Source organism: Amycolatopsis sp. NPDC047767, from assembly GCF_040704195.1.
Taxonomy (GTDB): domain Bacteria; phylum Actinomycetota; class Actinomycetes; order Mycobacteriales; family Pseudonocardiaceae; genus Amycolatopsis.
In genome coordinates this window covers 1-21,368 of the sequence record NZ_JBEYSJ010000003.1, presented here as the reverse complement: position 1 = coordinate 21,368, position 21,368 = coordinate 1, and the positions used below count along the sequence as shown (strand labels likewise).

Genomic DNA, 21,368 nt, shown 5'->3' with positions numbered 1-21,368 from the left:
CCCGCGGGCAGAAGAAGCGAACGGCCCCTTCGTGCCACAAGCGCGAAGGGGCCGTTCGTGCCGTTTTGGCTACCGCACAGTCCTACAGCTCGTAGACGTCCAGCACGGTCGGGGCGACGGGCGTCAAGTGTTCGTCGCGGTGCTCGCAGACGACCCCGCGCGCCATGCGGAACACGCGGAACTCGTTGTCGTGGTCGGGATCCTGGTCGTCCCAGACGTGCAGCAGCCCGTAGGAACCCGGCGCCAGCTCGCCGACGCGCGTGAACGTCTCCAGCAGCTCGGGCGCGATCGCGCCGCCGTGCTTGTCGAGGCCGCCGAGGTGCAGCATCGGCATGCCCGCGCTCCAGCGGAGGTCGACGAGGTCCAGCGTGCCGGCGTCCCGCACGGCTCGGTGGACGCGATCGACCAGGCGCTCCAGCAGAGCAGCGTTGTCGTCGCCGCTCGTGGTCGCCGCGATGGTCACCCAGCCGTGGTATTCGTACACGTCGCGAACGGTAGCAGCGCCACAAGCTGCGCCGATGCGCCGGTCGGCCCGCCGCGACGGGCGGTTCTCCAGGCGGGACGGGCGGTCAGCGAGCCAGGGCGCTGGGGCGGCCGTCGCGGCGCAGGACCTTGGTCAGCACGCCCTCGCCGTGCTTCTCCACGGCGGGCAGCAGCCGCTCGCCGAACGCGCACAGCGTGCGCTCCCATGGGTGCCCGAGCGTGCCGAAGCTGAAGTCCTCGGCGAGGAACAGGTGGTAGTCGCCGCGCGGGAACACGGGCACCGGCCACGCCGCGCCCTCGGCCATGCGGTGCGGCCAGAACTTGAACGACTGGTGCTGCCAGTGCAGCACCCACAGCCACTCGTCCTCGCGCACGCTCTCCTTCAGCGCCGCCAGCACGATCCGCGCGACGTCGGGCTCCTCCACCGCGTACGGCCCGAGCCGGAACTCCGCCGACGCGCGGTCGAAGTCACCCGCCGACAGGTCCCACGTCCGCGACGGCGTGGGCTCGCGGAAGCCGGGCCAGTCGTGCGCGAAAGTGCTCGGCCAGAAGCCGAGCTTGTTGTAGACCCAGTACCAAGCGGGCTCGTCGGCCACTCTTGAGAGCGGTTCCCAGGCTGCTGCGTTCACTTATCGACCTCGAAGTCATCGGCCGGCTCAAAACTGTCGAAAGCTTCGTGTCCGGGGGCGAGATTGTCCAGTCCACAGCCGCCCAGTGCAAAAAGCGTCACCCGAGTGGGTGCGTCTCGTGTCCGTGGCCTGGGGTTCGGTGACCGAGCGCAGCCGGGGCGCCCGGTCACCGAACGTCACCTCACGCAGCATCCCACAGGGTCATGAACGCTGACGCCTCGCTGAACGCCCACGGCCGCAGCCGCTCGCGGTCGCGCGCCGTGAGCGCGAACTCCTTCGCGCGCCGCACGTCGACGACCAGCGCCTCGCCGCCCGGCAGGATGTCGGACATGCCCTGGGTGAGCAGCCACAGCGCGAGCTGCGCGGCGTCACGCGTGAGCGGTTCCTCCTTGAAGTAGAGCCAAGTCGCGTAGCGGCCGCCGTTGCTCTTGCGCAGGCCGAGCTGCGGGCTGAGGCCCACCTCAAGCTCCCCCAGCGGCACGCGCGCCCGGCCGACCTCGATCAGCTTCGGGTCGCGCCGGCCCAGGTAGCGCAGCCAGCCCTCCGCGATGGCCGAGTAGTGCGGCCGCGTCCGGTCGTCCGCGTGGTGGACGAGCGACCGCATCGCCACCTCGTCCTGCCGAGCCGCGCGCCCGGCCCGCACCGCGTTGGCCGCCCGCCGGTAGTAGTTGAACGCCGCGCGCGCCGGGTCCTCGTACAGCCGCCGCTGGCGCCGCACGAACGACGACCGCGTGGGACCCGTGCTCGCGCTGTAGCCGACGAACGAGGGCAGGGTGATGTAGGCCATGGGACAGCCGCCTTCCGGTCCGAACTCTTCGCCGATGCCGCCCGCGCTGCACACTTGGTGAACAGTGTGCGAGCGGCATCTCCCCTGGACACGGCCAATTTTAGAACATGTGTACGACAGTTTTTGCCGCTCAACGGGTGATCGGCGGCCAGGTTCCGGCGAGAAGTTCACGGGCCTGCTGGAGGATCTGGTCCTCGCAGAAGCTGACGGGCGTGACGTCGGTGGGGATCCAGGAGTCGAGCATCGCGATCCACCGCCGCATCTCGGCAAGCCCGCCGGGGTGGTCGAGCCGCGAATCGAGCTCCCAGACGACAGTGGCACCCTCCTTCACCGACACGTCGCCACGTGCTAGGACGGCCAGCGCTTCGCCGAGCAGCTGCCAGCGGGCCGCCGCCGCGTCGGCGGGCACCTCGATGCCCAGCTCGGCCACGACCTGCGCGAACAGGTCGGGCGCGGTCGCGTCGTCGTGCCCGAGCCCAGCGAGTTCTGGCAGCGTCGGCGAGTCGAGCCCCGCGACGACCGCCCGCACCGCCGCGGCGACCAGGTCATCGGGAAGAACGGTTCGGCCGGCGAGCCGGTCCACGGCCAGGGCGGCCAGTTCACCGCGGGCGGAGGACATACACCGATCCTACGGACGGCCCTGGACCCTGGACGCCACGCGACTGGCGCGGAATGATCTCGCCGACGAATCGATCACGAGTCGACAAACCGGTACCCCCGCAGGTCCGGGTGCATGAAAAACTACGGCCCCGACCAGTGGCAGAGGATGGCGATGAGCTGGCAGGAAGAGCTTCGGCGGCTGGACTCCGATCTGGCCGCGGGCCGGATCGGGCACGCCGAGCACCGGCACAAGCGCGAGGAGCTGCTCGCGGAAGCGTCGGGTGGGGCTGCGGCCTCGCCGGTGGCTTCGCCGTTGCGGGCGGGCGCGAGCGAGCTCCCCGCCCAGGTGACGGAGCCGAGCCCGGCCGCGGGGACCTGGAATGCCGAGCCGGTGTCGTGGAACCAGTCGCAGCAGGGCTGGGCGCCGACCACGCCGACCACGCAGACCACGCCGATGGCGCCGGCCACTCCGAGCACCGCGAACACCTGGGCCAGCGCCAACCCGGCGAGCCAGCCGCAGCAAGCCCAGCCCCAGCCGGTGTGGCACCCCGTCCAGCAGCAGGTCACCGAGCCCGTCCCCGCAGAGCCGCAGCCCGAGCCGGACAAGCAGGACAAGAAGAAGGCCAAGCCGCCGCGGCCGCCGCGGTCGTCGCTGACCCGGAAGCCGCGGTGGAGCCCGAAGGACGGTGAGCCGTCGTTCGCGACCGCGCCGAGCCCGGCCGACACGAGGCCGACCGGCTACCTGCCCGTCACCGGCGACACGGGTGACCTGGGCCGGCAGCAAACGCCCGAGCTGCGCCGCCTCTGGGAGGAAGCGCCGCCGCGCAAGAAGAAGCCGACGTGGCTGTTCCTGTCGCTCGGGGTGCTGGTCGTGCTGGCGCTGGTCGTCGGCGGGATCTGGTACATCGGCAACCGGCCGAACCAGAGCGACAACGCCGACACGGTCTCGCCGCCGCCGGTGCCCACGGCCTCCGGCGGCCAGGAGGCCTCGCTCGAGGACAAGCTCCCGGAGCTGGCGGGCACGCCCAACCCCGACAACTCGACGATGTCGCTCGACAAGGCCGTGCAGCTCAAGGTCGTGTCGCAGGCCGACGCGGACCTGATGAAGGCCGCCACCGCGTCCGAGCTCGTCTACCACGCGTACGCCGACACCACGCACACCGACAACGGCACGATCCTGCTGGCCGTGCCGACGCCCTCGCCCGCGCAGGCCGCGCAGCTCGTGAAGGGGCTGAAGCAGAACCTCACGGCGGGCGGCTTCGGCAGCACGCCGCTCGGACCGGCGCCGACGGACCTCCTCTACTCGGGCAGCAGCCCGGCCGGGCGCGTGCTCGCGTTCTGGTACACCTCCGGTCCGGTGGCCATCGGCATCGGCGTGTCGCAGCCGCTCACGGACGACGCGGTGGTGCTCCGGTCGCGGATCGAACAGATCCGCACGAAGGTCGCGGCGGCCCTGCCCGCCCGCTGACGCGAGCCCCGGCCACGGAAGTCGACCCGCGGGGTCGCGCGGGGTCACAGCCGTGCACAATGTCCACGTCGTCACACACATCGGGTCGCGGTGGCGCACTGATCGTCGCCATGCCGACAGATAAGGGGGGCCCTGGTGTCCTGGCAGGAGGAGCTGCGGCGGCTGGACGAGGAGCTCGCGTCAGGGCGGCTGTCCGCGGACGACTACCGGATCCGGCGCGACCAGGTGCTGTCCTCGGCCGTCGGCCAGCAGGACCAGCCGGCGCCGCAGCAGGCCGCCCCGAGCGCGGACTCGACGCAGATCATCACGCCGGTCAGCCCGCCGCAGGGGATGCCCCAGCAGCAGCCGGCCCCGCCGCAGCAGCCGCCGGTCCAGCAGCAGGCGCCGCAGCAGCCCGCCGGTGACCCGAGCGCCGAGCGCACCCAGGCCGTGCAGTCCTGGCAGATGCAGCAGGCCGACCCCGCGCGCACCGAGTACGTGCAGCCGTCGCAGCAGCCGCCGCAGGCGCAGTACTCCCCGCCCGGCGGGTTCCAGCAGCCCGCCTCCCCGGCCGGCGGTTTCCCGCAGCAGCAGCCGTGGAACGCGCCCGAGGGCGACCAGAGCCCGCCGTGGGGTGGTGGCGAGCTGCCTCCGCTCGGCCCCACCGGCAACGACTCCTTCCGCCAGGGCCCCGAGTTCTTCGCCGAGAAGCCCAAGTCGGGCAACGGCAAGAAGATCGGCGCGATCGTCGGCGCCGTGGTCGTGCTGGCCGCGATCGCCTTCGGCGCCTACTGGCTCTGGGGCCGCGACAGCGGCGGCGGCAACGAGCAGCCCACCGCCCAGCCGACGCAGCAGGCGTCGTCCAGCGCGCCGAAGCCGCCGGACGGGATGGCGGTCGCCGACATTCCGGGCTCCGCGGAGAAGTACGACACCATCAAGAACTTCTCGCAGATCCCGGCGCTGAATTACCTCACCTCCGACGAGCTGTCGACGTACGAGGCCGCACAGGCCGGCGACGTGAAGTTCGTGGTGCACGACCTCGGCGGCGGGGCCCGGGCGATCCTCATGTTGACCAAGGTGAGCAGCCCGGCCGCGGCGCAGAACGCAGCGAGCAAGCTGCTGGCCACGCAGATCCGCAACGACGCCACCCGCGTCACCGACGCCCCGGACGGCGTGTTCGTCACCTCGGTCGACGCGAAGGACAGCTCCCCCGCGCAGATCCGTGGCCACTACTCGCACGGCAACGTGGTGATCCGGATCGAGGTGACCGCTCCGGGGAGCCTGCAGACCGCGAGGACGAACTTCGACACGATCCTCGCTGCTCAGCTGAAGGTGCTGCCGAGCAATGGGTGACGCGCGCACAGTCACCGCGTGCACGATCGTCGCGCGCAACTACCTGCCCGCGGCCCGCGTCCTGGCCAGGTCCTACCTGGCGCAGCACCCCGAAAACGACTTCGTCATCGCGGTCATCGACGGCCACGAGGACGAGCGCGACGGGTACCGGGTAGTGGGGCAGGACGCGTTCGGCATCGACCGGGACGACTACCTGCGCATGGCCACGGCGTACTCGGTCACCGAGCTGGCCACCTCGGTCAAGCCCTACCTGCTGCGCGAGCTGCGCCGCGAGTACGACGTGGCGATCTACCTCGATCCGGACATCAGGGTCTTCGCGCCGATGCCGGAGATCGCGGAGCTCGCGATGGAGCACGGCATCGTGCTCACCCCGCACGTGCTGTCCCCGCTGCCACGCGATGGGATGGAGCCCGACGAGGCCGTCATCATGGGCGCCGGGATCTTCAACCTGGGCTTCATCGGGGTCGGTCCCGGCTCCGGGGACTTCCTCGATTTCTGGGCACAGCGGCTGCGGCACGACGCGATCGTGGCGCCGGAGCAGCAGCTGTTCACCGACCAGCGCTGGGTGGACAACGTGCCTGCGCTCTTCGGCCACCACGTGCTCGTCGACCCTGGTTTCAACGTCGCGTACTGGAACCTGCACGACCGCCCGGTCAACCGTGAGGAGAACGGCGAGCTGACCGCGGGCGGAGCGAAACTGCGGTTCTTCCACTTCAGCGGTTACCGGCCGGAGACGCCGTGGCTGCTGACCTACTACTGCGCACGCGAACCGCGCGTGCTGCTCTCGGCCAACCCTGAACTGCGCGAACTGTGCGACGCCTACGGTGCGGCGCTGCGCGACGCGGGTTACGCCGAGACGCTGGAAGCGGTGCCCTACGGTTTCGCCGGTTTCGGTGACGGCACGCCGCTGCCCAGGCTGGCCCGGCGCGTGTTCCGCGAGGCCTGGATCAAGGCCGAGCGCAAGAACAAGCGCCTCCCACCGCACGCCTACGGCGAAGACGGCGGCCGCGCCCTGCGCGAGTGGCTGGCCGGCGCGGAGGACTCGGCGCAAGCGGCGTCCGGGCTGAACCGGGCGGCGCTCGCCGTCTGGGATTCCCGTGTCGATCTTCGAATCGCCTTCCCGCATCCGACCGGTGAAGACTCCGAACAGTTCCGTGCGTGGTGCGTGACCTCCGGCATCAGCGAGGGCGAACTCGCCGAGTGGGCGCTGCCCGGTCATCCGGTGGCCGCCCGCGCGCCGGTGGACGAGTTCGGCGTCAACCTGCTCGGTTATCTGACCGCCGAGCTGGGTGTCGGCGAGATGGGCCGGATCGTGCACGAGGCGATCGAGGTCGCCGAGGTGCCGATCGCGTCGGTGGTCGAGGAACGCATCCTCAACCGTACCGGTCTCGATCAACCCGAGAGCCTCGGTGACCCGCGGTTCCCGGTGAGCGTGCTCGCCGTCAACGCCGACCAGACGAGGGTGCTGCTCGGCACGCATCCCGAGGTCGGGCACGACCGCTACCGGATCGGCCTGTGGGCGTGGGAGACCGAGGATTTCCCCGCCTCGATGCACGAGGCGTTCGGTCTGGTCGACGAGGTGTGGACGGTCAGCGACTTCTGCCGCACCGCGATCGCCAAGCACTCTCCGATCCCGGTCAAGACCGTGCCGGTTCCGGTGCGCGATCCCGGTGAACCCTCCCGCCCCGCCCGCGAGGCCGGTGAGCCGGTCCGGTTCCTGTTCGCGTTCGACTTCAACAGCATCGCGCAGCGCAAGAACCCGTGGGGCACGATCAAGGCGTTCCAGCAAGCCTTCCCCGGCCGCGACGACGTGCGGCTGACCATCAAGACGATCAACGCCAAGCAGCGCCCGTTCGAGGCGGAACGGCTGCGCGCGGCAGCTGTGGGCGATCCGAGGATCGAGCTGATCGAGCGTTACCTGTCGGTGGCCGAACTGCACGACCTCTACGACCGCAGCACGTGCTACGTGTCGCTGCACCGGGGCGAGGGCTTCGGGCTGACGGTGGCCGAGGCGATGGCGCGCGCCATGCCGGTCATCTCGACGGACTACTCCAGCACCACCGAGTTCCTCGACTCGACCACCGGCTGGCCGGTGGCCTACCGGCTGGTCCCGGTGGGCAAGGGCAACGACCCGTACGAGCCGGGCACCCTGTGGGCGGATCCGGACGTCGAGGCGGCCGCGGCCGCCATGCGCGAGGTCGCCGACAATCCGGACGAGGCCGAGCGGCGCGGCCGGAAGGCGCGCCAGCAGGTGCTGCGCACGCGGTCCATGGCGGCCGCCGCCGAGTGGATGCACCGCGAGCTGCGCGGCGCCTACGAAATCTGGCGTTCGCGCCAGGCGTACCGGCCGCAGGAGCCCGAGCACCCGCTGACCCCGGTGCGCAAGGCCGCAGAGGCGCTGCACTGGCGGCCGGAGCCGGCCGCGCCCTCGAGGACGCCGCTCGCGCCCGCGATGCGCAAGGCCGTGCTGCGTGCCATCGACCACTACGACGTGCATCAACGCCGGGTCATGGGCGAGCTCCGCGACGCCACGGAGGAGACCACCAGCAGGTTGCTGGCCCGCTTGGAGTCCGTGGAGGCGCGCCTCGACGACGCGCAGCGAGCCGCAGAGCTGAGCCGCCGTTTCGACGACAAGCTGGAAACCGTCAAGACCTCGGTCGAGGGCCGGCTGCGGGCGCTGGAGACGTTCGTCGAGGAGCTGCGCGACCAGACGCCGGGCCTCGATCTGGCCGTGCGCAACATCGAGGCCGACGTCAGCAAGATGTCGGAGAGCTTCACCGGCGAGCTGGAGTCGGTCACGGCGAGCGTGCACGCCGACTTCTCGGCCCGCGACCAACGGCTCGACCAGGACGAAGAGGCAATTCAGCGCGTTTCGGTCGACCTGGGTGCGCTGCGCGACGCCGCCCGGCTCTCGCATGTTCCGATCCCGCGCGGCGCCGAGGTCGTGGTCAGCGACGTGGGCGCGCTGCTGATGCCGATCGACGAGGTCATGCTCCCGTGGATCCAGTTCCACCGGTCCTGGGAGAACAGCGAGGCCGAGCTCATGTGCGAGTTGGTGACCCGGCATCCCGGCGCCATCCTCGACATCGGCGCGCACGTCGGCTACCACACGCTGCGGCTGATGCGATCCTGCCCGGACGTCGCCCGGGTGATCGCCGTCGAGGCCGATCCCCTCAACGCCCAATACCTGCGCCGCAACCTCGCGGTGAACCTGCCCGCCGCCGCGGTAGAGCTGACCACGGTCCTGCCGGTGGCCGCCTGGGACCACGCCGGCACCGTGCGACTCACCCATCCGGAAGCCGACAACAGCGGCGACAACCGGGTCAGCGAGGACGGGCCGGGCATCGAGGTGCCCGCGGTCCGGCTCGGCGAGGTGCCCGAGGTGCGCGAGCAGCAGATCACCCTGATCAAGGTCGACCTGCAGGGCCGCGATCACCGGGCGCTGGCCGGGCTGGACGACGTGCTGCGCCGCGACCGCCCGCACATCGTGTGCGAGTTCTGCCCGGGCGCCATCGAGGAACTCGGGGACGATCCGCATGCGGTGCTCGCCCGCTACCGCGAGCTGGGCTACCAGCCGATCGAGGTCGGCGACGAAGGGCCCGTCACCTACCCACAGGGTGACCGGGAGCTGATTCGCACCGCCCGGCGTAACGAAAAGGAATTCGTGACGCTGTGGCTCCGACCCGAACCCGCCTCAGCTGGGTAAATTTCCATCCGTGGAAACCACTCGGTGCTTCTTAGTTACACTCCTTACGGACTAAGTCGGTTCGACCAGCTGGGGGGTGGGCGTTGACCGCAGTCACGCCCACCGAACCGGCGAAGAAGACCCGGATCGTCTTCATCGACATCGGCCGCGGGCTCGGTGCGCTGCTGGTCTTCTACAGCCACATCGCGCATCCTTGGGTGAAGGCCAAGGGCGAGCACGCGCCGTACATCGACTTCATCGAGGCGCTCACCAGCGACCCGATGCACATGTCGACACAGGGCATCGGGGAGATCGCAGTTCCGTTCTTCTTCCTGGTCAGCGGTTTCGTGGTCACCCCGATCGCGCTGCGGCAGGGCAGCCGGCGGTTCGCCGTGAACCGGCTGATCCGGGTGTACGCGCCGATGGTGTTCGTGGTGCTGCTGACCGCGCTGCTGATCTTGGTACACCTGCATCCGCCCGCGACGCCGGGACAGTCGCAGCAGCTGACGCCGCTGACGGTGCTCACCAACTCCCTGCTGGTCAACTACCTGATCAACCCGCAGGTCGTCCTGGTGCCGGTGGCGTGGACGATGATCGTCGAGGTCCTGTTCTACGTCATCCTGATGCTGTTGCTCCCGGTGCTGCGCCGGTGGGTGTGGCTGGCCATCGCCATCGAGATCACGTTCATCTTCGTGGTGATGCTGAGCGGCAGGCAGCTCACCGCCGAGTACTTCCTGTTCGCGGTGAACGTGTCCTACCTGCCGATCATGATCATCGGCCAGGTCATCTGGGCCACCACGTCGAAGAAGATTCCGCTGTGGGCCGGTGGCGTGTTCGGTGGTCTGGCGTGGAGCCTGTACGTGCTCGGCGACATCATCAACGTCGGCCGGGTGGACACGGCCTACAACCTGTCGATGGCGTTCGCAGTGGTGCTGTTCCTGCTGGGCATGATGGCGGAACCGAAGCTCAAGCAGCGGAAGTTCTGGACGATCGTGTCCGAGCGCAGCTACTCGATCTACCTGTTGCACATGCTGGTCTCGTTCGTGCTGCTGCAGCTGCTGCGCCCGGCGGTGCCGCTGCCGATCGCGTTGCTGATCGTGATCCCGGCGGTGTTCGGCGTGGTCGAGGTGAGCTACCGGTTCGTCGAGCGGCCGAGCCACGCGCTGGCGCGCAAGCTCTCGTACCGGCGTGAGAAGCCGACGCCGATCCAGGTCACCAGCGAGATCACGATCGAGATCCCGAAGGTGGACCGTCCTCGGCACCGGGCGGGTGACGCGCCGGTGGGCTCCGTCTCCGGCTCGTTGAACGGCAGCTTGCCGCCCCTGCCGACCAGGGGTGTGCCCAAGCCGCCGCCGACTCCGCCGCAACGTGCTCCGAAGCCGCCTCCGCCGACCGACGCGGAGCAGACCGTGATCACGCCGCGGGCGGCCCCGGCTCGCCGGCCGCAGCCCCAACCGCAGCCGCAGCCTCGGCCCCCGCTCGCGCAGGAGTCGGGCTCCGACCGCACGGCCGAGCCCCGCGCCCGCCACAGCACGCCGCGGCGGCGGCCCTCAGCCCCGCTTGAGCTGCAGCACCAGTCTGACCAGGAAGACCACGGCCAGCGCGGCGACCACGACGATCTCCCACGCCATGGGAGCTCCTTCCGCCGAACACATCGCTGAGTGAGGCGATGCTCTGCCGGTAAGGCGTCCGAACGTGGGACGACGTTCACCGACACGGCGTAACTCACACCTTCGGGCTAGTTGCGTCGCGGGGTCACGAGGCCGGATTCGTAGGCCAGGACCACCAGCTGCGCACGGTCGCGGGCACCGATCTTCGTCATGATCCGGCTGACGTGGGTGCGGGCCGTGGCGGTGGAAATGACCAGGTGAGCGGCGATTTCGTCGTTGGACAGGCCGCCGGCGACGAGGCCGAGCACCTCGCGTTCGCGGTCGGTGATCTCCTTGACCGCGGCCGTGTCGATGCGGCGGTGCTCGGGGCGGCCGACGAACTCCGAGATCAGCCGGCGCGTCACGGTCGGGGCCAGCAGCGCCTCGCCGGCGGCGACCACGCGCAACGCGCGCAGCATCTCCACCGGCTCGGTGTCCTTGAGCAGGAAGCCGCTCGCCCCCGAGCGCAGGGCCTCGTAGACGTACTCGTCGACGTCGAACGTGGTCAGGACCAGCACCTTCACGCCGGCCAGCGCCGGGTCGGCGGTGATGCGGCGGGTGGCTTCGAGGCCGTCGGTGCCGGGCATGCGGACGTCCATCACCACGATGTCCGGTTTGTGCTCGGCCGCGAGCGCCACAGCTTGCGCGCCGTCGCCTGCTTCGCCGACGACGTCGAAGCCGTCTTCGGTCTCCAGCAGTACGCGGAATCCCGCGCGGACCAGGGCCTGGTCGTCGGCCAGCACCACCGTGATCGTCATGCTTCCCCCTTCACGGGCAGTTCGGCACGGACTTCGAAACCGCCCTCGGCGGCACTGACCAAGCCGGCCTGGACCGTCCCACCGAGGGCGGCCGCGCGTTCGTTCATGCCCCGCAGCCCGTGGCCGGGTGTGGGGGCCGTGGTGGTGCGACCGTCGTCGCGGACGGTGAGCGTGAGGGCTCCCGGGCGCCGTTCGAGGTGGACGTCGACGTGCTGCGCCCCGTCGGCGTGACGGACGACGTTGGTGAGCGACTCCTGCAGGATCCGGTAGGCCGCCCCGGCCACGGGCGCCGGCACGTCGCCGGCGTCGCCGTGCAGCCGCACCTCGAGCCCCGCGGATCGAGCGTGGTCGAGCAGCTCTCCCAGCTGCGAGAGGCTCGGCGCGGGTGCCTTGTCCTCGCCCGAACGCAGCACGGCGAGGGTCGCGCGCAGATCGTTGAGCGCCGACGCGCTGGCCGCCTTGATGTTCAGCAACGCCTCTTTCGCCTGCTCAGGCCGCCGATCGGCGACGTGCGCGGCGACGCCGGCCTGCACGTTGATCATCGCCAGGCTGTGCGCCACGACGTCGTGCACCTCGCGCGCGATCTGCAGCCGCTCCTGCTCGGCCAGGCGGTGGCGGTGCTCCACCGCTTGCTCACGCCGCGCCGCCAGGGCCGCGAACTGGTAGCGCACGGCGGTGCCGATGCCGATCACCGCCGCCAGCCACACCACGAACACCCCGGCCGAAGGCGCGATCGCGAACGACCGCGTGGTGATCACGTGTGCCGCGTACCCGGCGACGAGCACTCCGGCGCCGGTCCAGCCCGCGACCACCGGGCCGCTGCGCCGGGTGAGCATGAACAACGCGATCGTCGGTACCAGGATGATCGGTCCGCCGGGCTCGGCCGAGGCGTAGAACGCATACGCCGACGCGGCCGTGAGCACGAATACCGGCAGCGGGTAACGGTGGACGACCAGCAGCGTCAGCACGGTCGCGACCAGCCACGCGGCACCCGCCGCGGTCAGCAGGTGAGCGCCCGGCTGCCAGCGGCCGGCCGCGCTCGTGGCTCCGAGCGTGAACACGAGCACCACGACGGTCCGAAACACGCGTCCGAACCACGGGTTCCGCGCCCGCCACCAGTCCTGCATGGTGCAGAAAACTACCGTTCACGGCGCCTTCGCGCGTCCGTCCGGAAGCGGCACTCCGGCTACGTTTGGTGCCGTACGACGCCCCGAGGAGCTGACATGCCGGACATGCTGACCGTCGACCTGCACCCGATCTTTCGGAGTGACCGCGACATCGACGCAGCCGTGCGAACCGCGATCTTCCGCGCGGCGCGGGAAAAGGTCGAGGTCGTGGAAATCATCACCGGAAAAGGCTCCGGCAAGCTGAAGAAGCGCGTTCTCGCCACGCTGAACCAGCCGCACCTCAAGAAGCTCTACCGCCGGGTGGAAACCGACAAGGACAACGACGGACGGGTGCTGGTCCGCTTCTAGTCGAACGAAGTCGGCAGCTTCGCGGCCGTCTGCTCGTCGGCCGGGGTGTAGGTGGACACGGTGATCTCGGAGCGGCGGCCCGAGTACAGGTACGTGAAGTTGAACTTGAGCAGTCCGACGTCGGGGTGGTCGTAGCACTTCGTGCGGATCGGCTCCGGGTTCACGTCGTGGCGGTTCCACAGCTGCTCGAACAGCGGCGACTCCGCCTTCAGCCGCTTGACCAGCGCTTTCCATGACGGTTCGGCCACGTGCTCGGCCATCGCCGCGCGGAACGACGCGACCACGCGCGGGGTGTTCTGCTCCCAGTCGAGCATCCGGCTGCGCCAGTCCGGGTTGAGGAGGCACTGGACGAGCGTGTTGCGGTCTTCGAACGGGATCGAGTCGACGTCGCCCATGAGCCACGCGTACGCGCGGTTGTAGCCGAGCAGGTCGCAGCGCGCGTTGCGGATCGCGACGGGGAAGGGCTCGAGCTGCGTCATCATCTTGCGCATCGAGGCCGTGATGGCGTTGCACTCGTTGGCGGCCGGCGGTTCGGGCGCGCCCGCGAGGGTGAACAGATGCGAGTGCTCGTGCGGATCGAGGCGCAGCGTCCGCGAAATCGCGCCGAGCACCTGCTCTGACGCGTTGATGTCGCGGCCCTGCTCCAGCCACGTGTACCAGGTGACCCCGACACCGGCGAGCTGCGCGACCTCTTCGCGCCGCAGGCCGGGCGTGCGACGGCGGCCGCCAAGGGGCAGGCCGACCTGCTCCGGCGTGATGCGGGCGCGGCGGCTGCGCAGGAACGCGCCGAGCTCGCCGCGGCGGAGGCGTTCTTCGACAGCGGTGGTCATGCTCCCAGTTCAGCACAGCGCGTTGCCTGGTACCAGGTAGTCCCACTACCAGGATAAGAGCGCACCTGGTACCAGTTTCAAAAGCGTCGGAGCGTGGTAGTCATGACGACGACAACCACCACGCCGGTGCACACCACCGGCGTGCCGACGAGACCGGCACTCACCTCCGCCGGCCTGGTCACCGTGCTGCTGGGGGCGGCACTGCCGATCATCGACTTCTTCATCGTCAACGTCGCCCTCCCCACCATCGATGCCGACCTGCACGCCTCGACCGCGACCCTGGAACTGGTGGTGGCCGCGTACGGCATCGCCTACGCCGTGCTGCTGGTCCTCGGCGGCCGGCTCGGCGACGCGTTCGGCCGCCGCCGGCTGTTCCTGCTGGGGCTCACGCTGTTCACGCTGACGTCGCTGGTCTGCGGCCTCGCCCCGAACGCGACGACGCTCGTGCTGGCGCGCGCGGCGCAGGGCGCGGCGTCCGCGATGCTGCTGCCGCAGGTGCTCTCGATCATCCAGGCCGGCACGACCGGCGAACACCGCTCCCGCGCGCTCGGCTTCTACGGCGCGACGGGCGGCATCGCCACCGTCGTCGGCCAGCTGCTGGGCGGCGCTTTGGTGGCCGCCGACCTGTGGGGCACGAGCTGGCGGCCGATCTTCCTGGTCAACGTGCCGATCGGCCTCATCGGGCTGGTGGTCGCGCGCCGCACGGTGCCCGACAGCCGCGCGGAGAACCCGCTCGGCGTCGACCGCTGGGGCACGGCCCTGCTCGCCGCGTCGCTCCTTACGCTGCTCGTGCCGCTGATGGAAGGCGGCGCGCTCGGCTGGCCGTGGTGGACGATCGTGCTGCTGGTGCTGTTCCCGTTCGCCGTGCTGGCCTTCGCCCGCGTCGAGACCCGGCTGGAGTCGCGCGGCGGGATGCCGCTGCTGCCACCGGCGCTGCTGCGCACGGCCAACGTGCGCCACGGCCTGGTTGTGGCGGTGCCGTTCTTCTGCGGCTTCGGGTCCTTCATGTTCGTCTACGCCGTGACCCTGCAGGACGGCCTGCACCTCGGCCCGCTCGGCTCGGGGCTCGTGCTGACGCCGATGGCCGTGGCGTACTTCGTGACGTCGCTGGTCAGCAGCCACCTCGTCGCGCGCTTCGGTCAGAAGGTGGTGCTCGCCGGTGGCGTGATCGCGGCGGTCGGCCTGCTCGTGCTCGCGGGCTCGGCGCTGTGGGCGTGGCCGGACCTCACGCTGTGGGAGCTGGCGCCCGCCATGGTCCTCATCGGGATCGGCAACGGCCTGGCGATGACCACGCTGTTCCGCATCGTGCTGTCGCGCGTACCCCACGACCTCGCCGGCATCGGTGGCGGCGTCATGACCACGACGCAGCAGACGGCGCTGGCCCTCGGGGTGGCCGTGTTCGGCAGCCTGTTCGCGGGCTTGAGCACGGGGTCGATGGGCTACGAGGGGGCGTTCGTGCTGGTCATGGCGCTGCTGGCCGCGGTCGCGTTGCTCGTGGTGGTGCTGGCGCGGAAGCTGCCGGACCCGCGGTGAACGCTCAGCCCGGGAGCGACGACCAGCCGCCGCCCCGGGCGAGCAGCGTTCGGACCGCCTCGGCGTGTTCGGCGAAGCTCGCGAGGTCGCCGTGGAGCAACGCGGCGCGCTCGGCGTCCAGCGGGACCGTGTCGTCGCGCCAGAGTTCGAGGGTCCAGTTGGCGGCGAGGAACATCGAGCGCACCAGGCCGATGATCCCGGCGCTGTCGGGGCCGCCGCTGCGGCGGTAGGCCTCGAGGATCTCGTTGCACGTGGCGAACAGCCGCGTCAGCCCGGTGACGGCCTCGGCGGGCGTGCCGTCCCAGTCCGGCCCTGGCCACGTGCAGGAGCCCAGCTCCAGCCACAGCCGCCAGCCCGCGGTCAGCTCAGCTTCGTTGCACGGAGTCCAGTGCCCGGCCATGGTTCGAGTGTGCGCCCGGGGGCGCGGGAGCCGCCGGGGTCATGGGGTTTCTCACTCGGCAGGCTGTTCCCAGAGCCAGAACTCGATGCCCTGGTCGTCGATGCAGTCGGCGGTCGTGCCGTACGGGTGGTGCTCCACCTCACCGGCCGTGCCGCCGTGGTCGCGGACGCGGGCCAGGGCCGCTTCGAGGTCGTCCACGGCGTACATCAGCTTCCAGCCGACCTGCCGGCCCGGGCCGCCCCACAGCCCACCTTCGAGGCCGGGCCCTTCGAAGCGCCAGGCACCCGGCACGGAGCCCGGCGCGAACTGCCAGCCGACGACGCCGCCGTAGAACGCCTTCGCCCGTTCGTCGTCGGGCACCTGGAACGTGAAGTACATGGCCGCACCGTGGCGGGTGGGCTTCGCGGCGTGCTTGGTCGTCTGCCCGGCCTGCGCGACGAGCCAGCGCTGTCCGTACGGGTCCTTGATCGTGCCGGCGAGCCCGTAGCCGCGGTCCTCGACCGGACGAAGCAGCTCACCGCCCAGCTCCACGGCGCGGCGGGCCGACTCGCGGACGTCGGGCACCTCCACGCGGATCAACGGCCCGCCCTCGGGCGCGACGACGTTGCCCAGCTCGGGGAACTCCTCCGCGAGCATCAGCACGCTGTCGCCGATGGCCAGCTCAGCGTGCCCGACGCGGCCGTCGTCCATCACGATCGGATCGGAGCGCCGCCGCGCGCCGAAGACCTCGACGTAGAAGTCCAGCGCGGCCCGGGCATCGGTGACGACGAGGTAGGGCGCGAGCGCGCGCACGGCGGCGTCGGCAGGGGTTTCGGTGGTGGTCATCTCGGCTCCGTTCAGGATGAGGCGCCGCAGGTTGTCCCGCAGCTCCCTGGCGAACGCCGGGTCCGGGTCGACCGGCGTCGGGGGCAGGCGAAGCGCGTCGAACGGTTCAGTCATCGCGGCCCCCTTTCTCCTCGTAGCTGTGGCGGAACGCGGCCTTGGCGCGAGTCAGCAACGCTTCGGTGGCATTGAGCGTGCGGCCGAGGCAGGCGGCGACGTCGCCGACCGGCAGGCCGTCGACGTACCGCAGCGTGAGCACGGCCCGGTGGTGCGCGCCGAGCGACTCGAGCACCTGGCGTGCGCGCAACGCGTCGAGCTCGGTGTCCCACGGATCGTGGGTGTCGGGCTCGTGCACCAGCCGCAGCCCGCGTTCCTCCCGGGCCTTGCGGCGCCAGTGGTCGGCCAGCTTGTGCCGCGCCACCCCGATCAGCCACCCGGTGCTCACCGGCGGCGCGCCGCCTTTGCGGCACGCGGCCACGGCCCCTAGGAACGTCTCCGACGTCAGCTCCTCGGCCAGCACGCGGTCGCCGCAGCGCGCGAGCAGGTACCCGTAGACCTCCGGCAGCGCGGACTCGTACAGCCCGAGCAGCGCGAAAGCCGGGTCCGGTCTCACCCGCGGTTCCGTCACACCCACATCGTCGTCCGGTGGCGGCGTTTTCCGTCGGGTGAATTTCGGGCCGCCGGAAAATCGTTGGTCGGCTGGCGCGGCGGGCGGCGACACTGCGGTCATGACCGGGCGAGGAAGAGCGACAGGGTTGAGTCTCACTTCGTGGGTGCTGTTCGCCGGGTCCGGGCCGGTGGCGAAGGCCGTGATGGGCACAGGGTGGTCACCGGCCGCGGTCACGGCGGTGCGCATCGCGCTGGCGGCTGTGGTGCTCGTGCCCGGCGTCGCGCTGGTACGGCCGTGGGCGTTGCGCTTCCGCGGGTCCGACGTGTGGCTGGTGCTCGGCTACGGCGTGCTCGGCGTGGCCGGGGTGCAGCTGTGCTTCTTCGTGGCCGTGGACCGCGTACCGGTCGGGGTGGCGATGGTGCTGGTGAACCTCGCGCCCGCGTTGGTCGCCCTGTGGGTCCGCGTGGTGCGGCGCGAACGGCTGCCGGCGCTGGTGTGGGTCGGGACCGCGCTCGGCGTGGCCGGGCTCGCGCTCGTCGCGCAGATCTGGCAGGGCGGCCGGCTCGACGCACTCGGCATCGCCGCCGGCGTGGGCGCGGCCGTGTGCTCGGCGGGCTACTTCCTCCTCGGCGAACGCGGCGCCGGCCGCCACGACTCGGTGGGCCTCACGGCGGTCGGGCTGGCGATCGGCGCCGTGGTGGTCGGCGCGGTGAGTCCACCTTGGACGGTCGCGCCGGCGGCGGTCACCCGGACGGCCACGCTCGGCAGCCTGCACGTGCCCGTGTGGCTGGCGCTGCTGGTGCTGGCCGTGGCCGGCACGGTGCTGCCCTACCTGGCCGGGCTGCGCGCGTTGCGCGATCTGCCCCCGGCCCTGGCGAGCGTGCTGGCCCTGGTGGAACCCCTCGTCGCCGCGGGCCTGGCCTGGCTGTGGCTCGGCGAAACCCTCGGCGCGACCCAACTGGTGGGCGCGGTGGTGTTGCTCGCGGGGGCGGTGCTGGTGCAGGTGGCCGGATCCCGCAGCCCGGAAGACGTACGGGATCCGGCGACGGTCACCAGCTGATTCGGGTAATGCAGGTGAGGGTTGGCCTGCGAATTTCTTGAACGGAGTGAAGATGCCGATCCCGGCAGCGTGGTAAGGCCGGTCGGCCAACGCCGGTGCGCTCTGGCCCGCCGAGGCGGTCAGGGCGCCGACAGATCACGTGGGTGTCCCAGCTGGCCCGGCGTTGCTAGAAGGCCTGGTGCAGGTCCGGATCCTCACAGGCGAGGACGGTGGTGGCTTCGCGCAGATAGCGATAGGCGCCAGCGATGTGCCCGGTTCGGCCAGGGCGGTTGCGGCGCGGCGGAGGAATCCTGCACATTCGTCATGATCAACCCGACGCGCCGCTCACACGTCAACAATCTAAATAGCTGTCACCAGCTAGCGGGGCGGCGGCGGTCCGGCTCGTAGGGCTGCGTGATCACTTCCATGCCGTTGCCGCCCGGGTCGAGGAAGTAGACGCCGCGGCCGCCGTGGTTGTGGTTGATCTCGCCGGCCTGGCGGCCGGCCGGATCGGCGTGGTAGGGCACGCCGGTTTCCTTCAGCCGCGCGAAAAACGCGTCGAAGTCGGCCTCCGGGATGAGGAAACAGTAGTGCTGCAGGCGAAGGTCCTGCGGCGGGATCGTCGCGAAGTCCAGGCGGACGCCGTTCGCGGTTTCGACGGGGATGAACGGTCCCCATTCCTCGCCCACTTCGAGGCCCAGCAAGCGGGCGAGGAACTCGGCGGACTCCCGGTTGTTCCGGGACGGCACGATCAGATGGTTGAGCTCAACGGAAACGGAAACGGACACGAACAATGCCTCCAGAAGGCATCCCGGCACCTCCATGTCTCACCCGGCCGGTGACCGACACGCGATGCCGCGTCCGTGATCGTAAACCAGGGGCTAGGAAACCGTCACGCGCTTTCGGCCCGCCGCGCGCGGGCGGCCGACGCCCTGCCACGACAGGCCCGCGTCGATGACCGTGCGCGGGTCGAGGAGGTTGCGGGTGTCGACGACGTCGTCGCCCTCCATGGCGTCGGCCATGATGGTCCAGTCGAGGTGCTTGAACTCGGCCCACTCGGTGAGGACGACGATCACGTCGGCGTCCTTCGCGACCTGGTACGGGTCGTCGACCACGGTCATGCCGTCGATGGCGCCGTCGACGGCCGGGTCGTAGGCGGTGATCTCCGCGCCCAGCGCGCCCAGCACCGAGGAGACGGCGAGGGCGGGCGAGTCGCGCAGGTCGTTGGTGCCGGCCTTGAACGCCAGGCCCAGCACGCCGATCCGCGCGCCGGCGAGGGTGCCGCCGCAGGCGCCGGCGATCTTCGCGACGATGCGGTCGCGCTGGGCGATGTTCTCGTCGATGGCCGAGGTGAGCATGCGGAAGTCGTAGTTCACCGACTCCGCGACCTTCACCAGCGCGCTGGTGTCCTTGGGCAGGCACGAGCCGCCCCAGCCCGGGCCGGGCTTGAGGAACGTGCGGCCGATGCGCCGGTCGTAGCCCATTCCTTCGGTCACCAAGTCGATGTCGGCGCCGAGGCGCTCGCACAGCTCGGCGATCGAGTTCACATAGGACAGTTTCAGCGCCAGGAAGCAGTTGGCCGCGTACTTCACGAGCTCCGCGCTCGCCGCGTCGGCGACGACGACCGGGGCGCCGAGGTCCGCGTAGAGGTCACCGACCCAGCGTGCCGCGCCGGGGGTGTCGGAGCCGACCACGATGCGGTCGGGGTTGAGGAAGTCCGAAACCGCCGTGCCTTCCCGCAGGAACTCCGGATTGGACACGATCGGGACGTCTTCGCGGCCGAGCATCGCGCGGATGCGCCGCGACGTACCCACGGGCACGGTCGACTTGGTGATCAGCGCGCAGCCGGCGGGCAGCACGTCGCCGATCTCGGCGGTCACCGCCTCCACCGCGCGCAGGTCCGCGGAACCGCCGGCGCCCATCGGCGTCGGCACGCACAGGAAGACACCGTCCGCCTCCTGCACGGCTTTGCGCGCGCCGACGACGAACGACAGCCGCCCGCCCGCGATGCCACCGGTGACCAGTTCGGCCAGCCCCGGTTCGAGAATGTCCACTCTGCCGGCGATGAGGCGAGAGACCTTCGCCTCGTCCACGTCCACGCAGGTGACGCGATGCCCCAGGCTCGCGAGACATGCCCCCGTGGTCAATCCGACGTACCCCGTCCCCACCACCACGATCCGAGCTGCGCTCATGATGCCGAAGGTGACATTCGGAGTTGAAGCGGGCGCTAACGGAAAACGGCGGGGCCGAATACTCCACGCGAGAAGTGAAGAACGGCCTCGCGTGAGGCAGCACACCCGGCGCCGGTGCGAACGAGCGTTAACCTGTCGCTACGGTGCAGGGCCGCACCACGAGCAGCAGAAAGGCTGAAGATGCAGATCACCGACACCGCAGCGCTCGTCACGGGTGGTGCTTCCGGCCTCGGCGGCGCCACCGCCAAGGCGCTGGCCGCCAAGGGCGCGCGCGTCTTCGCGCTCGACCTCGCCGCGTCGATCGAGAAGGCGGAACAGGTCGACGGCGTCACCTACGTCGAGGCCGACGTCACCGACCCCGACCAGGTCCAGGCCGCCGTCGACACCGCGGCCGGCTCAGGCGTGCCGCTGCGCACGGTGGTGAACTGCGCCGGCATCGGCCCCTCGGCCCGCATCCTGTCGAAGAAGGGCCGCCACGACCTCGCGCTCTACGCGAAGGTCGTGCAGATCAACCTCATCGGCACCTTCAACGTGCTCACCATCGCCGCCGAGGCCATCGCCAAGACCGAGCCGCTGACCGACGACGCCCGCGGCGTCATCATCAACACCGCCTCCGTCGCGGCCTACGACGGCCAGATCGGCCAGGTCGCCTACTCGTCGTCGAAGGGCGGCGTCGTCGGCCTCACGCTGCCGGCCGCGCGCGACCTCGCGTCGCAGGGCATCCGCGTGCTGACGATCGCGCCGGGCATCGTCGACACCCCGATGCTCGCCACGGTCAGCGACGAGTTCCGCGCGGGCCTCGCCGCCGGCGTGCCGTTCCCGAAGCGCCTGGCGCGCCCGGACGAGTACGCGCAGCTCGCCCTCTCGCTGATCGACCACGACTACCTCAACGGCGAAGTCGTCCGCATGGACGGCGCGCTGCGCATGGCCCCGCGCTGATGCTCCCCGGCGGTCTGGACCACGCGCGTGGTCCAGACCGCCCCGGCGTCACCCCTTCGTCAGCCCGGCGGTCGCGGGTTCCGCATCACGCGCGGCGGCGACCGGTACGGCGCGCGGCCCTTGGGATGTGACCTGGT

General features: G+C 70.8%; 20 protein-coding genes. 8 read left to right on the top strand and 12 right to left on the bottom strand.

What is annotated here, in order from left to right:
• Positions 1 to 82 precede the first annotated feature (82 nt).
• From AB0878_RS06205 to AB0878_RS06190, 4 genes are all read right to left on the bottom strand, one after another.
• The gene (locus tag AB0878_RS06205) at positions 83 to 484 is read right to left on the bottom strand and encodes an immunity 7 family protein (protein WP_366577047.1); all 402 of its coding nucleotides are present in this window, start codon (positions 482 to 484) and stop codon (positions 83 to 85) included.
• 85 nt (positions 485 to 569) lie between these two features.
• Positions 570 to 1,079: a DUF2716 domain-containing protein gene (locus AB0878_RS06200; protein WP_366577046.1), complete on the bottom strand. Its 510-nt coding sequence runs from the start codon at positions 1,077 to 1,079 to the stop codon at positions 570 to 572.
• A gap of 214 nt (positions 1,080 to 1,293) precedes the next feature.
• A complete protein-coding gene (locus AB0878_RS06195) occupies positions 1,294 to 1,899 on the bottom strand; it encodes a hypothetical protein (RefSeq protein ID WP_366577044.1) in 606 nt (201 codons plus the stop codon).
• Positions 1,900 to 2,029: 130 nt separating this feature from the next.
• Complete coding sequence (locus AB0878_RS06190; RefSeq protein WP_366577042.1) at positions 2,030 to 2,518, bottom strand: hypothetical protein; 489 nt, start codon at positions 2,516 to 2,518, stop codon at positions 2,030 to 2,032.
• A 114-nt stretch (positions 2,519 to 2,632) separates the two neighbouring features.
• Between AB0878_RS06190 and AB0878_RS06185 the strand changes: the two genes are divergently transcribed.
• From AB0878_RS06185 to AB0878_RS06170, 4 genes are all read left to right on the top strand, one after another.
• Positions 2,633 to 3,967 carry a hypothetical protein gene (locus AB0878_RS06185; protein ID WP_366577040.1) on the top strand — a complete coding sequence of 445 codons (1,335 nt, stop codon included), beginning with the start codon at positions 2,633 to 2,635 and terminating at the stop codon, positions 3,965 to 3,967.
• Positions 3,968 to 4,102: 135 nt separating this feature from the next.
• Positions 4,103 to 5,299, top strand: coding sequence for a hypothetical protein (locus AB0878_RS06180; RefSeq protein ID WP_366577039.1), 1,197 nt, complete (start codon positions 4,103 to 4,105; stop codon positions 5,297 to 5,299).
• Positions 5,292 to 9,005: an FkbM family methyltransferase gene (locus tag AB0878_RS06175; RefSeq protein WP_366577037.1), complete on the top strand. Its 3,714-nt coding sequence runs from the start codon at positions 5,292 to 5,294 to the stop codon at positions 9,003 to 9,005. Before AB0878_RS06180 ends, AB0878_RS06175 begins: the two co-directional genes overlap by 8 nt.
• An 83-nt stretch (positions 9,006 to 9,088) precedes the next feature.
• The gene (locus AB0878_RS06170; protein WP_366577035.1) at positions 9,089 to 10,645 is read left to right on the top strand and encodes an acyltransferase; all 1,557 of its coding nucleotides are present in this window, start codon (positions 9,089 to 9,091) and stop codon (positions 10,643 to 10,645) included.
• Between the two features lie 77 nt (positions 10,646 to 10,722).
• Here the strand turns inward: AB0878_RS06170 and AB0878_RS06165 are convergent, their stop codons facing one another.
• Complete coding sequence (locus tag AB0878_RS06165; protein ID WP_366577034.1) at positions 10,723 to 11,391, bottom strand: response regulator transcription factor; 669 nt, start codon at positions 11,389 to 11,391, stop codon at positions 10,723 to 10,725.
• Positions 11,388 to 12,518 (bottom strand): sensor histidine kinase, encoded by a 1,131-nt coding sequence (locus tag AB0878_RS06160; RefSeq protein WP_366577032.1) that lies wholly within the window; start codon positions 12,516 to 12,518, stop codon positions 11,388 to 11,390. Before AB0878_RS06160 ends, AB0878_RS06165 begins: the two co-directional genes overlap by 4 nt.
• A gap of 96 nt (positions 12,519 to 12,614) precedes the next feature.
• Between AB0878_RS06160 and AB0878_RS06155 the strand changes: the two genes are divergently transcribed.
• Complete coding sequence (locus tag AB0878_RS06155; RefSeq protein ID WP_366577030.1) at positions 12,615 to 12,866, top strand: Smr/MutS family protein; 252 nt, start codon at positions 12,615 to 12,617, stop codon at positions 12,864 to 12,866.
• Here AB0878_RS06155 and AB0878_RS06150 read toward each other — a convergent pair.
• Positions 12,863 to 13,696, bottom strand: a complete 834-nt coding sequence (locus AB0878_RS06150) for a helix-turn-helix transcriptional regulator (RefSeq protein WP_366577028.1) — start codon at positions 13,694 to 13,696, stop codon at positions 12,863 to 12,865. The two genes, AB0878_RS06155 and AB0878_RS06150, sit on opposite strands and share 4 nt — an antisense overlap.
• A gap of 102 nt (positions 13,697 to 13,798) precedes the next feature.
• On the opposite strand from AB0878_RS06150, the gene AB0878_RS06145 reads away from it, so the two are divergent.
• A complete protein-coding gene (locus AB0878_RS06145; protein WP_366577027.1) occupies positions 13,799 to 15,229 on the top strand; it encodes an MFS transporter in 1,431 nt (476 codons plus the stop codon).
• 4 nt (positions 15,230 to 15,233) lie between these two features.
• Here the strand turns inward: AB0878_RS06145 and AB0878_RS06140 are convergent, their stop codons facing one another.
• The 3 genes from AB0878_RS06140 to AB0878_RS06130 are packed head-to-tail and all read right to left on the bottom strand — an operon-like array spanning position 15,234 to position 17,079.
• The gene (locus AB0878_RS06140) at positions 15,234 to 15,629 is read right to left on the bottom strand and encodes a hypothetical protein (protein WP_366577026.1); all 396 of its coding nucleotides are present in this window, start codon (positions 15,627 to 15,629) and stop codon (positions 15,234 to 15,236) included.
• 51 nt (positions 15,630 to 15,680) lie between these two features.
• On the bottom strand, positions 15,681 to 16,568 hold the full coding sequence (locus AB0878_RS06135; protein WP_366577024.1) for a VOC family protein: 888 nt from the start codon (positions 16,566 to 16,568) through the stop codon (positions 15,681 to 15,683).
• Complete coding sequence (locus tag AB0878_RS06130) at positions 16,561 to 17,079, bottom strand: sigma-70 family RNA polymerase sigma factor (RefSeq protein ID WP_366577022.1); 519 nt, start codon at positions 17,077 to 17,079, stop codon at positions 16,561 to 16,563. The genes AB0878_RS06135 and AB0878_RS06130 overlap by 8 nt, the downstream gene beginning before the upstream one ends.
• Positions 17,080 to 17,206: 127 nt before the next feature.
• Between AB0878_RS06130 and AB0878_RS06125 the strand changes: the two genes are divergently transcribed.
• A complete protein-coding gene (locus AB0878_RS06125) occupies positions 17,207 to 18,121 on the top strand; it encodes an EamA family transporter (protein ID WP_366577020.1) in 915 nt (304 codons plus the stop codon).
• A gap of 350 nt (positions 18,122 to 18,471) precedes the next feature.
• Here AB0878_RS06125 and AB0878_RS06120 read toward each other — a convergent pair whose 3' ends face one another.
• Both AB0878_RS06120 and AB0878_RS06115 read right to left on the bottom strand, forming a co-directional pair.
• Positions 18,472 to 18,924 (bottom strand): VOC family protein, encoded by a 453-nt coding sequence (locus AB0878_RS06120; protein ID WP_366577019.1) that lies wholly within the window; start codon positions 18,922 to 18,924, stop codon positions 18,472 to 18,474.
• Positions 18,925 to 18,981: 57 nt separating this feature from the next.
• Positions 18,982 to 20,292, bottom strand: coding sequence for a UDP-glucose/GDP-mannose dehydrogenase family protein (locus tag AB0878_RS06115; RefSeq protein ID WP_366577018.1), 1,311 nt, complete (start codon positions 20,290 to 20,292; stop codon positions 18,982 to 18,984).
• A gap of 180 nt (positions 20,293 to 20,472) precedes the next feature.
• Here AB0878_RS06115 and AB0878_RS06110 point away from each other — a divergent pair, with 180 nt between their 5' ends.
• Positions 20,473 to 21,231, top strand: a complete 759-nt coding sequence (locus AB0878_RS06110) for an SDR family NAD(P)-dependent oxidoreductase (RefSeq protein ID WP_360598662.1) — start codon at positions 20,473 to 20,475, stop codon at positions 21,229 to 21,231.
• Positions 21,232 to 21,368: the final 137 nt, after the last annotated feature.

Excerpts from the sequence above, each read along its gene's own strand:
- AB0878_RS06195 (WP_366577044.1), bottom strand. The coding sequence starts at position 1,899 with ATGGCCTACATCACCCTGCCCTCGTTCGTCGGCTACAGCGCGAGCACG.
- AB0878_RS06190 (WP_366577042.1), bottom strand. The coding sequence starts at position 2,518 with ATGTCCTCCGCCCGCGGTGAACTGGCCGCCCTGGCCGTGGACCGGCTC.
- AB0878_RS06185 (WP_366577040.1), top strand. The coding sequence starts at position 2,633 with ATGAAAAACTACGGCCCCGACCAGTGGCAGAGGATGGCGATGAGCTGG.
- AB0878_RS06175 (WP_366577037.1), top strand. The coding sequence starts at position 5,292 with ATGGGTGACGCGCGCACAGTCACCGCGTGCACGATCGTCGCGCGCAAC.
- AB0878_RS06165 (WP_366577034.1), bottom strand. The coding sequence starts at position 11,391 with ATGACGATCACGGTGGTGCTGGCCGACGACCAGGCCCTGGTCCGCGCG.
- AB0878_RS06160 (WP_366577032.1), bottom strand. The coding sequence starts at position 12,518 with ATGCAGGACTGGTGGCGGGCGCGGAACCCGTGGTTCGGACGCGTGTTT.
- AB0878_RS06155 (WP_366577030.1), top strand. The coding sequence starts at position 12,615 with ATGCCGGACATGCTGACCGTCGACCTGCACCCGATCTTTCGGAGTGAC.
- AB0878_RS06150 (WP_366577028.1), bottom strand. The coding sequence starts at position 13,696 with ATGACCACCGCTGTCGAAGAACGCCTCCGCCGCGGCGAGCTCGGCGCG.
- AB0878_RS06145 (WP_366577027.1), top strand. The coding sequence starts at position 13,799 with ATGACGACGACAACCACCACGCCGGTGCACACCACCGGCGTGCCGACG.
- AB0878_RS06140 (WP_366577026.1), bottom strand. The coding sequence starts at position 15,629 with ATGGCCGGGCACTGGACTCCGTGCAACGAAGCTGAGCTGACCGCGGGC.
- AB0878_RS06135 (WP_366577024.1), bottom strand. The coding sequence starts at position 16,568 with ATGACTGAACCGTTCGACGCGCTTCGCCTGCCCCCGACGCCGGTCGAC.
- AB0878_RS06120 (WP_366577019.1), bottom strand. The coding sequence starts at position 18,924 with ATGGAGGTGCCGGGATGCCTTCTGGAGGCATTGTTCGTGTCCGTTTCC.
- AB0878_RS06115 (WP_366577018.1), bottom strand. The coding sequence starts at position 20,292 with ATGAGCGCAGCTCGGATCGTGGTGGTGGGGACGGGGTACGTCGGATTG.
- AB0878_RS06110 (WP_360598662.1), top strand. The coding sequence starts at position 20,473 with ATGCAGATCACCGACACCGCAGCGCTCGTCACGGGTGGTGCTTCCGGC.